This is a genomic window from Novispirillum itersonii (assembly GCF_014205675.1).
GTDB lineage: Bacteria > Pseudomonadota > Alphaproteobacteria > Rhodospirillales > Rhodospirillaceae > Novispirillum > Novispirillum itersonii_A.
Map to the genome: position 1 here is coordinate 81741 of NZ_JACIIX010000011.1, position 12853 is coordinate 94593.

The window sequence follows — 12853 nt, forward strand, 5'->3', positions numbered from 1 at the left end:
GAAAGACCAGTATCCGCCCTCTCTCTTATTTAAGATTTACTGCCCAGAATGGCAGAAACGGGAGGGTTCTGCCCCGGTGGACAGCCCCTCCCGCAGTACGGCCGGTTAATAGGTGGTGCGGACGGTATACGTCAGGGTTACACTTTTTCCCGCCGGAACCGGCACGCTCCAGACCGCAGCACTGCCGTCCAGACGCTTCCCGGGCATCGACTCGGCGGTGATTTTCCAGTCGCCGCCCATCGGCTCGACCACTTCGACGGTTTCGGCGGACGCCTTGGCGTTATGCAGCACGATTTCGTGGCTGGTTTCCTGCGTGCGGTCGCTGATTTTGGTCAGGCCAGTCATCCGGCCACTGGCGGTCAGATCAAAGGCAGCCCCCAGCGGCAGGCGGGCGCTGCCGTCCACCGGCAGGTCATTCAGCTGGGTCGATCCCAGCAGACGGGCCTGCCCCTTGGAATCGGACTGATACAGCCGCACCGCGCCCCCCGGCACCGGCTGACCGGTGCCGCCCTTACCGCTGTTGGTCACCGTCAGGAAGGAGGGAACCGCCTGCGGCACTGCCGCCTCATCCCCGCTGTCACGGCTGCCTGCACCGGTGACCACGTAGACTGTCTTCGCCGGCAGGGCATCCGCCCGCAGCAGGGTGATCTGGCGGGTCTCATCCGGGGCCAGCGACACCGGACGATCCACGGTATACAGATAGACATTGCCGAAGGCTTCCCGCTCCGGCAGGGCGGCACGCTTTTCCATCATCGGGGCCGCCGACATCACCGCCATCGGGGCCGGGCGCGGCGGCGGCATCATATCGGCAGCGGAGGCCTCAACCTGCCCGGCCACCAGTGCCAGCTTCACGGCATTCCACGGCTGATGGGTGGTGTTGCCCAGGGTTGCCGCCGTGGTCAGCTGGGCGGACTTCCCATCGGCGGACAGGTCGATCACATGATCCGCCGACCACACCAGCCCCCCGGACAGATAGCGCAGAGCCACCACCCCCGCCCCGGCAGAGGCCGCATCCGCCGACACCGTCAGGGCCGGGGTCAGCGGCAGATCCGGCGGCAGACTGTCAAACAGCACCGCACCGGGCAGACCAAGGCGGATCTTGCCGTTGATCTCCAGCACCGGCTCCGGCTCCGCCCGCAGCACCTTCGCCTGCTCCAGCACCTCCTTGCCGTCAACCTGACGGATCAGGGTGATGGTCTTCCCCTCGCTGGCCCGCAGCAGGTCCTGCATCAGCGGACGGGCCGGACGCCACGCCTGTTCCCGCACGGCAAAGGACGGGCCGGACACCGGAATCACCCGGACACTGGGCGGGATCAGTCCGCTGCTGACATTGCCGAAAGTCAGGGTCGAGTCGCCCTTGTCGAGCTGGACCGCCCGCTGTTCCTCAATCAGGGCCGGGCCGGTCTGATACAGGGTCATCGCCACCCCGGTCCGGTCGCCGACACTGGCCGCCTGTGCCGGGGACAGGGCCAGCACCCCGCCGCACAGCGCCACCCCGGCCAGCAGAGCGGCCGCCCGGCGGCTGCGGCCAAACACCCCAGCGGACACCCCGGCGGTCCCCCCGGCAGTCACCGGACGGGAAGACGGAACAGGCTGAAAACGGATCATCGGGGAAGACTCCTGAAAGACGATAAGCCCGCCGTCGGGAAGAACATCTTGGCAACACACGAACGGCAGCGTACACAGGCAGTATCTCATCTCACAGCTATGGCGAGAATACGGTCAATGGATGGCATGATTTGGGGGCTGATGACGGTCGTGGTCCTCTCCTGCGCCGGGGCGGCAGCCGCTGTGGTGATCGCCCTGCGAACCCGCCGGGACAGCCCGGGGACCGGCGCGGACTTCGACCAGACCGCCCGCGCCCTCTATGCCGCTCAGGCTGAACTGGCCGGACGGATGGCGCAGATGGCACAGGCACAGGCCGCCGCCAATGCCCAGCTGGCGGAACGGATGCACCATCAGGAGCGCACGGTGTCCCGTGTACTGGAAGAACGGCTGGCCGAGATGTCCCGCCGGGTCGGCGAAGGCCTGCATGTGACCACCGAACGCACCTTCGCCCATATGAACGCCCTCGGCGAGCGGCTGGCGGTGATCGACGCCGCCCAGCGGACCATTCAGGACCTGTCCAGCCAGATCATCGGCCTTCAGGATATTCTGTCCAACAAGCAGGCCCGCGGCGCCTTTGGCGAAGTGCAGCTGAACGACCTGATCACCAGCACCCTGCCGCCGTCGGCCTACCGGTTTCAGGCGGTCCTGTCCAACGGGCGGCGGGCTGACTGCCTGCTGACCCTGCCGAATCCGCCGGGATCCATCGTGGTCGATGCCAAATTCCCGCTGGAAAGCTATTACGCCCTGCGCAGCGCCAATGATGATGCCAGCCATCTTCAGGCCGCCCGCGCCTTTGCCAATGATGTGCTGAAGCATGTGCGCGACATTGCCGACCGTTACATCCTCGCCGGGGAAACCGCCGAGTCGGCACTGATGTTCCTGCCGTCGGAAGCGGTCTATGCCGAGCTGCACGCCAGCTTCCCCGAGGTGGTGGAAAAAAGTTACCGCGCCCGGGTGTGGATTGTCAGCCCGACCACCCTGATGGCAACCCTGAACACGGTGCGGGCGGTGCTGAAAGATGCCCGGATGCGGGAGCAGGCCGGGGTGATTCAGGCCGAGGTCGGAAAGCTGCTGGAAGACGTCGGCCGTCTCGACTCGCGGATCGGCAAGCTGGCCACCCACTTTGCACAGGCGCAGGACGATATCCGGCAGGTGCAGATCAGCACCGACAAGATCACCAAGCGGGCCGAACAGATTGAGGATATCCAGATCGGGGATGACCGCGACACCGCCCGGACCGGGCAGGCCGCAGGCGTGACCGCCCCGGTGCCGCCCCCCCCGGCCGCCGTCGCCCCCGCCCATCCGGACCGCTGGTCCGGCAGCGGACTGCCACCCCGGAGCTGAGCCGTGGGGGCGGGGGTCCCCGATGCCGTCCGGCTCAATACTGGTGTTCGTCCCCGCGCAGGCCCAGCGCCCACATCAGCCCCAGCGCCGCCCCCTTGGCCCGGGGCAGGCAGGACAGCACCATTTCCGCCCCGATCGCACCAAACACCAGCAGATGCACCCAGAACGGCGGTTCCCACAGGCGTTCGACCGAGATCACCGCCGGAACCAGCAGGTGCCCGATCACCAGAATGCTCAGCCACGGGGCAAAATCATCGGTGCGGATTCCGGCGAAGGACTCGCCGCAACCGGCGCAGGACGGAGTCGGCTTCAGGTAAGCCACCATCAGCCCGGCCTGACCGCAGCGCGGGCAGCGGCGGCGCATCCCCCGCCACAGAGACATCATCAGCGGGCGCTCCTGCCGCAGGCGGCGGTGGTCGCGGCGATGGGCCGCCCACTGGCGCTGCCATTCGGTCTCTTCAGCATGATCGTTTACGGCGGAAAGACGGCGGACCTCTTCAGGCCCATCAGGCGGAACCGGCATCGGCGGATCCTTTCGCAGCCCCTCCCGCAACGGTGCGGGGATACCGGCAGTATAGCCGAAACCTCCCCGGCTGAAGAGTGGCAGAAATCAGGCGGGAACCTGAACGGGGCCTAAACAGCGGTTTCAGAGTGGGTTCAAACCCCGGGGCCTATAACAGGATTATTGGAACGGGGCACTGATCCCCGGCGCGGCCACCGACCCCTCCGTCATTCCCCAACGGCCGCGACGGGTTCAGCCCCAGTATCCTCTCCCGTTTTTCCCCGGAGTACCCCATCATGACCGCCCGTAAGACCTTCGCCATCGGCCTTATCGCCTCTGCCCTGACCCTTGGCGCCATCAGCCTGCCCGCCATGGCGGCGGATGCCACCGGCTGCCCGACCCCGCCGGCCCACGGCCCGATGAAGGACGGTCCGGTCAGCAAGCAGGATTTCCTGAGCATGCACGCCAGCCGCTTCGACCAGATGGACGCCAACAAGGACGGCCTGTTGTCCCGCGAGGAAATGGCCGCCTTCCACAAGGCGATGAAGGAGTGCCGTGGGGAACGCCATGGCAAGAAAGGGGATCACCCCCGCGACGGCATGAAGCGTGGTCCGGCTCCGGCCCCGCAGGCCCTGCCGGACCGTGACGAACCGTAAGGTCCGCAGCACCTTCCCCTTCCCGGTTTCCCTCCCTGTTCCCTCTCCCTGTTTATCCTCCCTGTACGTTTGTTTCCCCTCCTCCCAAACTCAACGGCCCGGTACGCACACTGTACCGGGCCGATTTTTATCCGGGGAAAACAGAACAGCAGATCACCCGGCCTTCTTGCGGGCTCCGGCAGGACGGTCCAGCTCCTGCAACATCTCCATCAGGGTGGTACGGATGGTCTTCAGCTTGGCCGGATGGTCAATCTTCATCCCGAACACGTCTTTCACATAAAACACGTCCACCACCCGCTCGCCGTAGGTGGAGATATGCGCCGAGGCGATCTGAAGGCCGAGATCGCTGATGGTCCGCGCCACCGAATACAGAAAACCGGGACGGTCCCGGCCATTGACCTCAAGGATGGTGTGAGTCTTCGACAGGGCATTGTCGACGATGACGCGCGGCGGCACGGTGAACACCTGCGTGCGTGACGGCAGGCCGGATGGCTTCGCCGCCAGTTCCTTCCGCAGGTTGGTCCGCCCGGTCAGCACATCCTCCACCGATTTGCGCAGCCGGGCCTGCTTGTCGGTATTGACCGGCAGTTCCCCCTGCGGGTCATGCACGCTGAAACTGTCCAGCGCCATGCCATTGGTCAGGGTGACAATCTTGGCATCCACGATCGAACAGCCAAGCAGCGAAATCGCCCCGGTCAGGCGGGCGAACAGACCCGGATGGTCACTGGTATAAATCGTCACATCCACCACATCGCTGGACTTCAGCGGGCGGATATCGACCGTCAGCGGGGCCTTGGCCGCTTCCGCCGCATCGACCATCCGCGCATGCAGGGCCTGCGTTGCCGTATCATAGGCCAGCCAGTAGGACGGATAGCCCAGCGCCAGGAACCAGTCGATCCGCTCCGGCACCCAGCCGGACAGGGCGGTGCGCACCGCCTCCTTGGCCCGGGTGACCCGGATATCCCGCGCCTCCGCCGACAGACCGCCGGACAGGGCGTCTTCGGTGCGGTAGTACAGTTCCCGCAGCAGGGTGGCCTTCCAGTTGTTCCACACCTTGGGGCCGACGGCGCGGATATCGACGCAGGTCAGCACCAGCAGAAGGCGCAGACGCTCCGGGCTCTGCACCAGTTGCGCGAAGGACAGGATGGTCTGCGGGTCGTCGATATCACGCTTGAAGGCAACCCGCGTCATCGCCAGATGATGCAGCACCAGCCACGACACGGTTTCCGTCTCTTCCGGGGTCAGGCCCAGACGCGGCCCCAGCTTGCGGGCGATGTCCGCCCCCAGCTCGGAATGGTCCCCGCCCCGGCCCTTGGCGATGTCGTGCATCATCACCGCCGCATACAGGGCCCGGCGCGACTGCACCGTATGCACCACCTGCGACGCCACCGGCAGCTCGTCCTTCAGGTCCCCGGCCTCGATCCGCCGCAGAATGCCAATGGCACGGATGGTGTGCTCATCGGTGGTGTAGACGTGGTACATGTCGTACTGCATCTGCGCCACCACATGCCCGAACTCCGGGATGAAGCGCCCGAAGACCCCGGCTTCGTTCAGCTGGCGCAGGGTGCCTTCCGGGTCACGCTCGTCGGTCAGCATCTCCAGAAACAGCGCGTTGGCCGCCGGATTGGGCCGCAGGCGGGACACCAGCTTCAGGTTTTCCGTCACCAGCCGCAGGGTGTTGGGGTGAATATCCACCTGCTGGGTCTGGGCATGGCGGAACAGCATCAGGAACTGGATCGGATCGGCCAGAAAGGCTGCTTCGTCCTTGACCCCGATCCGCCCGCCGTCGATGACAAAATTGCCGATGCTCTTCTTCCGCCGCAGCGAAAAGCGCGGCTTGCGCTTGTTCTGCTCCTCCAGCACCGCACAGAACACCCGGGTCAGGTCCCCGACATCCTTGGCGATCAGGAAGTAATGCTTCATGAACCGTTCCACCCCGGCGGCCCCGGCGTGGTCGGTGTAGCTGAGCTGGGCGGCAATCGCCTTCTGGGCATCGAAGGTCAGCCGGTCTTCCGCCCGGTTGGTCAGGTAATGCAGGTGACAGCGCACGGTCCATAGGAAGGTCTGCGCCTTGATGAACAGCCGCGCCGTCGGGGTGGTCAGCACCCCCAGATCGACCAGCTCCCGCACATCGGTGATGCCGTAGAGATATTTGGCAATCCAGTACAGGGTGTGCAGGTCACGCAGCCCGCCCTTGTCTTCCTTGACGTTGGGCTCCAGCACATAGCGGGAATCCCCCAGCCGGTCATGGCGGGCATCGCGTTCGGCCAGTTTCTGCTCGACGAATCCGGCACCGCTTCCGGCGATCACCTCGGCGCGGTAACGCTGGCGGAACTCCTCAGCCAGCGCCTTATCCCCCCACAGCCAGCGGGCTTCCAGCAGGGCGGTGCGGATGGTGATGTCGGTTTTCGCCAGCCGGATGCATTCGTCAATCGACCGGGTGGAATGCCCGACCTTCAGCCCCAGATCCCACAGGATATAGAGCATGTATTCCACCACCTGTTCGGAATAGGGAGTGGACTTGTAAGGCAGCAGAAACAGCAGATCGAGATCGGAATAGGGGCACAGCTCCCCCCGGCCATAGCCGCCGACAGCCATCAGGCTCAGATGTTCCCCCTTGGTCAGCGATCCCCGGATGAACACATGGCGGGTGACATAGTCGTACAGGGTGACGATCAGCTGATCCATCAGATAGCAGTGTTCGCGCACCGTCACCGATCCGTTGGCCCGGTCCTCCAGACAGCGGCGCTTGACCTCGTCAAAGCCGCGCCGGTAGGCATCTTTCAGGGCGGCCAGCAGCTCCTTCCGCTTTTCGTGCGGCTTCAGGTCGCGCTCGGCAAGGTCATCCAGACGGATCACCAGATCCTTACGGTCGATGATCTGACGCGGATGGCGGATGGCATGGGTCGGCATGGTGGCGGCAGCCCCCCTTTACGGAACACGCGGTGTGCTGTTCACTATAGGCACTGGCGGCCAAACTGCCAGCCTCCAAACGGCCTAGACTGCTGATTTGTTTGGCATTGCCCTTGCGTTGCAGTGTTTTTAAGCAGATCCTGTTTTTCATCCCTGCCCCAGAAAGCCCGCATCCCCCGTGCACCAGCCTGTTTCCCCGCCCCTTCCGCCCGTTTCACCGACGGGCCGCCCCGATCTTCCGGTCGCGCTGGGTAAAGTGATCCGCAACAGCCCGGCCGCCCACGCCATCCGGCTGCTGGGGGACCGCTGGAGCTTTCTGGTCATCCGCGATGCCTTTCTCGGCCGCACCCGGTTTGACGATTTCGTCCACACCACCGGGGCACCGCGCAGCACCCTGACCAAGCGCCTGAATGCCCTGACCGAGCGCGGGGTTCTCGCCCGCCAGCCCTATCAGGCCCACCCGCCCCGGGATGACTATGTCCTCACCCCGATGGGGGAGGATCTGTACGATTTCGCGGTCTCGGTCTGGCACTGGGAGATCACCCACGGCCCGAAGACGGCAGGCACCACCGTGCCGGATCGTCTGCGCCACCGCCTGTGCGGGCAGGCCTTTGATCCGGTCACGGTGTGTCTGGACTGCGGGGCCCCGGTGCTGCCGCGCGAGGTCGCCTACCGGGTGGAGGCCGAACAGATCGCCGACGCCGACGCCGCCCTGAATGACGGCAGCCCCCAGCGCCGCAGCCGCCCGCCGGGGCCGGGACAGGTTCCCGGTGACCCCTCGATGCTACAGGCCGCCGAGCTGATCGGCGACCAGTGGACGCCGCTGCTGGTCTCCGCCCTGCTGCTCGGCATCCGCCGTTATGACGAGTTCCAGAAGGAGCTGAAAGCGGCCACCAACATTCTGGCCGACCGCCTGCGTCTGCTGGTGGAGGCCGGGGTGGTGCGGCGGATCGCCTATCAGGATCATCCGGTCCGCTATGAATACCGCCTGACCCGGAAAGGCCGGGATCTCTACCCGGTGATCATGGCCCTGCACCGCTGGGGGGAACGCTGGCTGGTCCCCGACGCTGCGGTCGGCCTGCACCACCACTGCACCGACACCCCGCTGGCCACCGCCACCGTGTGCAGCTACTGCCGCCACCCGCTGAAACGGGGGGATGTGACCTTCAAGGTCTCGGTGCCGGTGCGATAGCGGGTTCTCAGGGGTGCTTACCGGCCCCTTTGGTGATTTTATCGACCACCTTGCGGTCTGCCCGCAGGCCGATCCCGACCACCTTGGCATCGTCAGGACCAAACCCGGAAAACACCGCCCGGTTTTCTCCGTCATGGCCGGACAGGAACATCTCCTCGATGAACAGCGCCGTCTGCACACCCCGCTCCAGAGAACGGCGGTGGATCACCGCCATCTGCGCCGCATCGGCGGCCAGCACCACCACCGGCTGGACCGACAGACGGTGATACTCCCGTCCGTCCCGGTCAAAATAGGCCTCGCCGATCACCTCCGGCGCCCCGGCCACCACACCGGACATCAGGAAGGCGGTGACATTCAGCTTCTGCCACACCGCCAGATCCTCGCGCAGGATCATTGCAATCTTGGTCTCAAACATTGACTCTTCCTCCTCTCGGCCAGAGCATTTTTCCATGGCGCAGAAACCGGTTGGGTCCCCATATCTTCTGAGACCCCTCCATGGTTGGAGAGCCCGGACAGATGACTGATACAGATGACTGATCCTGTAGACCACCCCGCCCCCGGCGGTCTTGAACGTTTGTGCCAGAACGACGAATCCATCCGCATGATCCGGGCGGAAACCCACCCGGAGCTGGAGGCCCTGCATGCCCGTTTCAGCGGCGATGTGTTTGAACCCCACCGCCATGACAGCTATGGAATCGGGGTAACTCTGGGCGGGGTGCAGCGGTTTTTCTACCGGGGGGAGGAACGGCGCAGCCTGCCGGGGCAAATTCTGGTGCTGCATCCGGATGAGGAACATGACGGTGGGGCGGGCAGCGATGCCTCGCTGGTCTACACCATGCTGTATGTCTCCCCGGCGCTGGTGGCGCAGGCCCTGCCGGGCGGCCGGGGCAGCCTGCCGTTCGTGCGAGATCCGGTGCTGAGCGATCCAACCTTCCGCAGTGGCCTGACCGGGGCCTTCTCGGCGCTGGAAACCGTCACCGCCACCCCGCAGCCGGAGGATGATCTGGCCCTGACTGCCCTGCTGGCCGGGATCACCGATGCGCTGTGCCGTCATAGCGGTTTCCGCCCACAGGCCGGGCGGGCATTGCCGCTGCGGCAGGTGGAGCAGGCCCGCGCCCTGTTGGAAGCCTCGGTGGAAACCGGCGTCTCCGCCGCCGCGCTGGAAGCGGTGACCGGCCTTGACCGCTTCAGCCTGTCGCGGGCCTTCCGGTCAATCCACGGCACGTCACCGCACCGCTATCTGCTGATGCGCCGCCTGAGCTTCGCCCGCCGCCTGATTGAGCGCGGGTTGCCACTGGCCCGTGTCGCCGCCGAGGCCGGTTTTGCCGACCAAAGCCACCTGACCCGCCATTTCAAAAAAGCGTTCGGCCTGACGCCGGGGCGCTGGAACAGCCTGTCTCTTGCCCGGCCCGGCTGAGACGGCCCTGAGGAAGAGAAAAACAGACGGAAACCGGGGTCAGCCCGCCGTCCCTGCCGCTTTTGCGTCCTCGGGCTTGCCCTCCGGTTTTGCCGGGGCCGGTTTCCGCACCGGGGGCCGCAACACCCCCTCCGGGATCCAGCCGGAAACGCTCGATGTCACCAGCAGGGCCCAGCCCTTCTGGCGGTCCATCACCGCCACATTGTAGTCCCCGGCGGGAAGACTGCCGACCGGCGCACAGTCCGACGCCCCGCAACGGCGCACGGTGGTGGCCTTGGCGGTCAGGGTCAGCGGCTGACGGTCCAGAAACGGCAGATCCCCCGGGCGCAGGGGTTTCACCGTCACCGAAGCCGGAGCCTTGACGGTGTCCGCCGGAAGGGTCAGCGGCTGCTCCCCCCGCAGCGGATAGGCGAACTTGCCATCCCGCACCGCCAGCACACTCAGGACCGGCTTGTCGCAGCGGGGCAGCAGCTCCACCGGCAGCCGCAGGGTCCAGCCCGCCGCCGACAGGTTGCTGTGAATCGTCCGTCCGATCTCCGGGGTTGGGTCCTGCACCGGGGCCATCCCGACCACCCGGCCACACAGTGCCGCCAGAACATGGCTGAAGCGGATGCCGATCAGAGAGTCCCCGGCCCAGCCGGACACCTCCAGCGTCTCCGCCAGACCGGGGCGGCGGTCCTTCAGCGGCTCCCCGTTCAGGGTCAGGCGGCCCAGATACCCTGCCTCGCCATAATCCAGCGTCCAGTCGGTCAGGGGATACTGGTCCGCCGGGGCAAAGGCGGTGGCCACTGGCGGCGGCGCAGGCGGGGCATCGGGAATCGGCGCCGAAACCGGTGTGCGGCTGGCCGGAGCCTTAAACCGTTCCGCCATCTGCGCCAGATCAAGACCGCCGGACACGGGCGGCACATCCGGGGGTGCCGGAGGCACGCCCGTCGCGGCCTGCGGGGTTCCCCCCTTCCCGGAGTCAGGTTTTCCGGCTTCAGGCTTCCCGGAATCAGGCCGGACCGCCTCAGCGATTCCGCTGCCGGGTTTTCCCGGGTCCGTTTTCTGCGGACCGCTTTTCTGGGGGTCCGTCTTCTGGGACTCAGCTTTCTGGCCGTCGGCTTTCGCCGGATCGGGTTTTGCGGCGGGGGCCTTGGTCGGCTCCGTTTTCGGGGTCTCCGCTTTCGGCGGGTCTGTCTTCACCGGGCCAGCCTTGGCCGCATCGGGCTTCGGCCCCTCTGCTTTTGCAGGGGCCGGTCTGGAGGGATCAGACGTCACCGGGCCAACTTGCGGGCCAACCTTCGGGGTGTCCGGCTGGACCGGGGCCAGTGCGATCTCCCCATGCCCCGCCACCGGCGGCGGCGACTCCGGGGATAGCAGGGCCTTCCCGGCGCGGGAAACCGCATCGGCAAAGGCTCCGGCCTGCCGGATCACCTCGGTGAACGGGGCTGCCGGATCATCGGCGGGAACCGCTGTCCCCAACCGGGCCGGAACCGCCCCGGTCACCGGCGGACGGGACAATTCAATCATCCCATAGCGCAGGCCAATGCCGGTTATCACCGCCACCGCCGCACCAGCCCCCAGCCACACCGCCTTACCCATTATCCCCCGCGCGTCTGCTCTGTCCCGACACCACCCCCTTTAAGGGTGCGGTGTTTCCGTCCGCTTGGCGAACATCTCGATCTGCCATTCCATTTCCGTGATGGTCAGACCGAAGGGCAGATCCCCCGATTCCGTCAGCACATCCGCCGGGGCCACCCGGGCCAGACGCGATTGAATCTGCACCGACAGGGCCGGAGGCAGAGCGGCATGCCAGACCAGCGCCGCGATGGCCTTACAGCTGGCCATGCGGATGGCCTCCAGCGACGCCCCCGGCACCAGATGGTTCAGCACATCCAGCGAGGCGGCGACAAACTCGATATCCCCGACCTTCACCGCCTGCAACAGCACCGGCCCGCCCAGATCCCCCCGGCGGTACATTTCCACCGCCTGACGGAAGGCTTCAATCCGGGTGTGCGGCCAGCTGGAAACGTCAATCCGGTGCAGGATCTCCGGCAGCGGTGCATCGGCGGAGGCACTGACCGCCGTCCGGTATTCCGGTGCCGGCAACGGATCGCCTTCATGCAGGCGGGCGTGGACCACCCGCTTCACTTCCGCCAGCGTCTCCGGTGACAGATCCCGGCGGTCCCGCAGCACCTGCAACCAGCGGTCAGCGACAAACTCGGCCAGCCGCATCGCCGCCTGCCGGTGCAGGCCGGGGCGGCGCACCAGCGGTTCGTGCCATTCCAGCCGGTCTGGCGCGGTTTCGATCAGGTGGTCGAGGGTTTCCTCACGGATCTGGGCCGAGGTATTACGCAGCAGGTCGGCAATCGCCACCGTATCATCGGTCTCGGCAATGGCATCGGCCACGTCGGCGCACAGGCGCTGACGGCGCGAAATCGCCGACAGCATCGCCGACGACGGGCTGGCGGCAATGATATCCAGCAGGTCTTCATCCTGAAGGACCGGAGAATATTCCAGAACCGGCGTGGAGACCTCCTCCACATCGCGGGCCAGCGTGCGGATCACATCGGACGGCGCGTCAATCACATCCTTGATCGCTTCCGACAGGATCTGGCGCACCCGCACCATCTGGTCCTGCGCCAGCCGGGAAATCACCCGGTAGGCTGCCTGCCGGGCCCGGTCATGCTCATCGGGGCTGAGGCCGGGGGCCAGCCGGGCAATCCGGAAGGCCAGATCGGCCCGCACCCGGTCATCCTGATCCTCGACCAGCACCAGATGCGCCAGTGCCGGGGTCGACCCGTTCAGCGCCACCGCCCGGCGTACCGCCGCATGGCCGTCTTCCGAGAGGAAATAGAGGATTTCCGCCGGCACATCGGTGCGCGAGGCCAGCGCGATGCGGATCGCCGGATCCTCGCTGCGGGCATACTGCTTGGCGGCATCATAGGAAATCGGCTCGAACGACATCAGGTCTTCCGGCAGCGCTGCCGTGCCCTCTGCCGGTTTCCCGAAGGCACCGGACGACACGACATCCTCCGGCACAGCATCCGCGGTGACGTCTTCAAGACCAAGGAGACGCTTGAGGAAGGACGTCATGACAGGGCCACCTCCTCAGGCACTGGCCGGAGGAGCTGCTGAGAGGACCATCCGGCAAAAACACGCACGTTCACGGCTGCGACACACCACACCAAAGACAACGGATCCGCCGGTCTGGGGGGAGATACCGGCGCCACCCCGTC

At 66.2% G+C, this 12853-nt stretch carries 10 protein-coding genes; 4 read left to right on the top strand and 6 right to left on the bottom strand.

Annotation, left to right across the window (positions count from 1 at the left end):
• Positions 1-105: 105 nt before the first annotated feature.
• Positions 106-1608 carry a DUF4139 domain-containing protein gene (locus FHS48_RS14270; RefSeq protein WP_184264251.1) on the bottom strand — a complete coding sequence of 501 codons (1503 nt, stop codon included), beginning with the start codon at positions 1606-1608 and terminating at the stop codon, positions 106-108.
• A gap of 117 nt (positions 1609-1725) precedes the next feature.
• Between FHS48_RS14270 and FHS48_RS14275 the strand changes: the two genes are divergently transcribed.
• Complete coding sequence (locus FHS48_RS14275; RefSeq protein ID WP_260402489.1) at positions 1726-2952, top strand: DNA recombination protein RmuC; 1227 nt, start codon at positions 1726-1728, stop codon at positions 2950-2952.
• Positions 2953-2986: 34 nt separating this feature from the next.
• On the opposite strand, the gene FHS48_RS14280 is transcribed toward FHS48_RS14275, so the two are convergent.
• Positions 2987-3475 (bottom strand): DUF983 domain-containing protein, encoded by a 489-nt coding sequence (locus FHS48_RS14280; protein WP_184264253.1) that lies wholly within the window; start codon positions 3473-3475, stop codon positions 2987-2989.
• A gap of 275 nt (positions 3476-3750) precedes the next feature.
• Between FHS48_RS14280 and FHS48_RS14285 the strand changes: the two genes are divergently transcribed.
• A complete protein-coding gene (locus tag FHS48_RS14285; RefSeq protein ID WP_184264254.1) occupies positions 3751-4110 on the top strand; it encodes an EF-hand domain-containing protein in 360 nt (119 codons plus the stop codon).
• Positions 4111-4263: 153 nt separating this feature from the next.
• On the opposite strand, the gene FHS48_RS14290 is transcribed toward FHS48_RS14285, so the two are convergent.
• Positions 4264-7023 carry a [protein-PII] uridylyltransferase gene (locus FHS48_RS14290; RefSeq protein ID WP_184264255.1) on the bottom strand — a complete coding sequence of 920 codons (2760 nt, stop codon included), beginning with the start codon at positions 7021-7023 and terminating at the stop codon, positions 4264-4266.
• A gap of 256 nt (positions 7024-7279) precedes the next feature.
• On the opposite strand from FHS48_RS14290, the gene FHS48_RS14295 reads away from it, so the two are divergent.
• Complete coding sequence (locus tag FHS48_RS14295) at positions 7280-8215, top strand: winged helix-turn-helix transcriptional regulator (RefSeq protein WP_184264256.1); 936 nt, start codon at positions 7280-7282, stop codon at positions 8213-8215.
• Positions 8216-8222: 7 nt separating this feature from the next.
• On the opposite strand, the gene FHS48_RS14300 is transcribed toward FHS48_RS14295, so the two are convergent.
• A complete protein-coding gene (locus FHS48_RS14300; protein WP_184264257.1) occupies positions 8223-8630 on the bottom strand; it encodes a DUF2000 family protein in 408 nt (135 codons plus the stop codon).
• 114 nt (positions 8631-8744) lie between these two features.
• Between FHS48_RS14300 and FHS48_RS14305 the strand changes: the two genes are divergently transcribed.
• On the top strand, positions 8745-9632 hold the full coding sequence (locus tag FHS48_RS14305; protein WP_260402490.1) for an AraC family transcriptional regulator: 888 nt from the start codon (positions 8745-8747) through the stop codon (positions 9630-9632).
• Positions 9633-9671: 39 nt separating this feature from the next.
• Here the strand turns inward: FHS48_RS14305 and FHS48_RS14310 are convergent, their stop codons facing one another.
• Together FHS48_RS14310 and FHS48_RS14315 are read right to left on the bottom strand one after the other, a co-directional pair.
• Positions 9672-11216, bottom strand: a complete 1545-nt coding sequence (locus FHS48_RS14310) for a hypothetical protein (protein ID WP_184264258.1) — start codon at positions 11214-11216, stop codon at positions 9672-9674.
• A 39-nt stretch (positions 11217-11255) separates the two neighbouring features.
• Complete coding sequence (locus FHS48_RS14315; RefSeq protein ID WP_184264259.1) at positions 11256-12710, bottom strand: DUF2336 domain-containing protein; 1455 nt, start codon at positions 12708-12710, stop codon at positions 11256-11258.
• Positions 12711-12853 lie beyond the last annotated feature (143 nt).

Bases quoted from the DNA above. Each gene is read 5' to 3' on its own strand.
- FHS48_RS14270 (WP_184264251.1), bottom strand. From the start codon at position 1,608: ATGATCCGTTTTCAGCCTGTTCCGTCTTCCCGTCCGGTGACTGCCGGG.
- FHS48_RS14275 (WP_260402489.1), top strand. From the start codon at position 1,726: ATGGATGGCATGATTTGGGGGCTGATGACGGTCGTGGTCCTCTCCTGC.
- FHS48_RS14280 (WP_184264253.1), bottom strand. From the start codon at position 3,475: ATGCCGGTTCCGCCTGATGGGCCTGAAGAGGTCCGCCGTCTTTCCGCC.
- FHS48_RS14285 (WP_184264254.1), top strand. From the start codon at position 3,751: ATGACCGCCCGTAAGACCTTCGCCATCGGCCTTATCGCCTCTGCCCTG.
- FHS48_RS14290 (WP_184264255.1), bottom strand. From the start codon at position 7,023: ATGCCGACCCATGCCATCCGCCATCCGCGTCAGATCATCGACCGTAAG.
- FHS48_RS14300 (WP_184264257.1), bottom strand. From the start codon at position 8,630: ATGTTTGAGACCAAGATTGCAATGATCCTGCGCGAGGATCTGGCGGTG.
- FHS48_RS14305 (WP_260402490.1), top strand. From the start codon at position 8,745: ATGACTGATCCTGTAGACCACCCCGCCCCCGGCGGTCTTGAACGTTTG.
- FHS48_RS14310 (WP_184264258.1), bottom strand. From the start codon at position 11,216: ATGGGTAAGGCGGTGTGGCTGGGGGCTGGTGCGGCGGTGGCGGTGATA.
- FHS48_RS14315 (WP_184264259.1), bottom strand. From the start codon at position 12,710: ATGACGTCCTTCCTCAAGCGTCTCCTTGGTCTTGAAGACGTCACCGCG.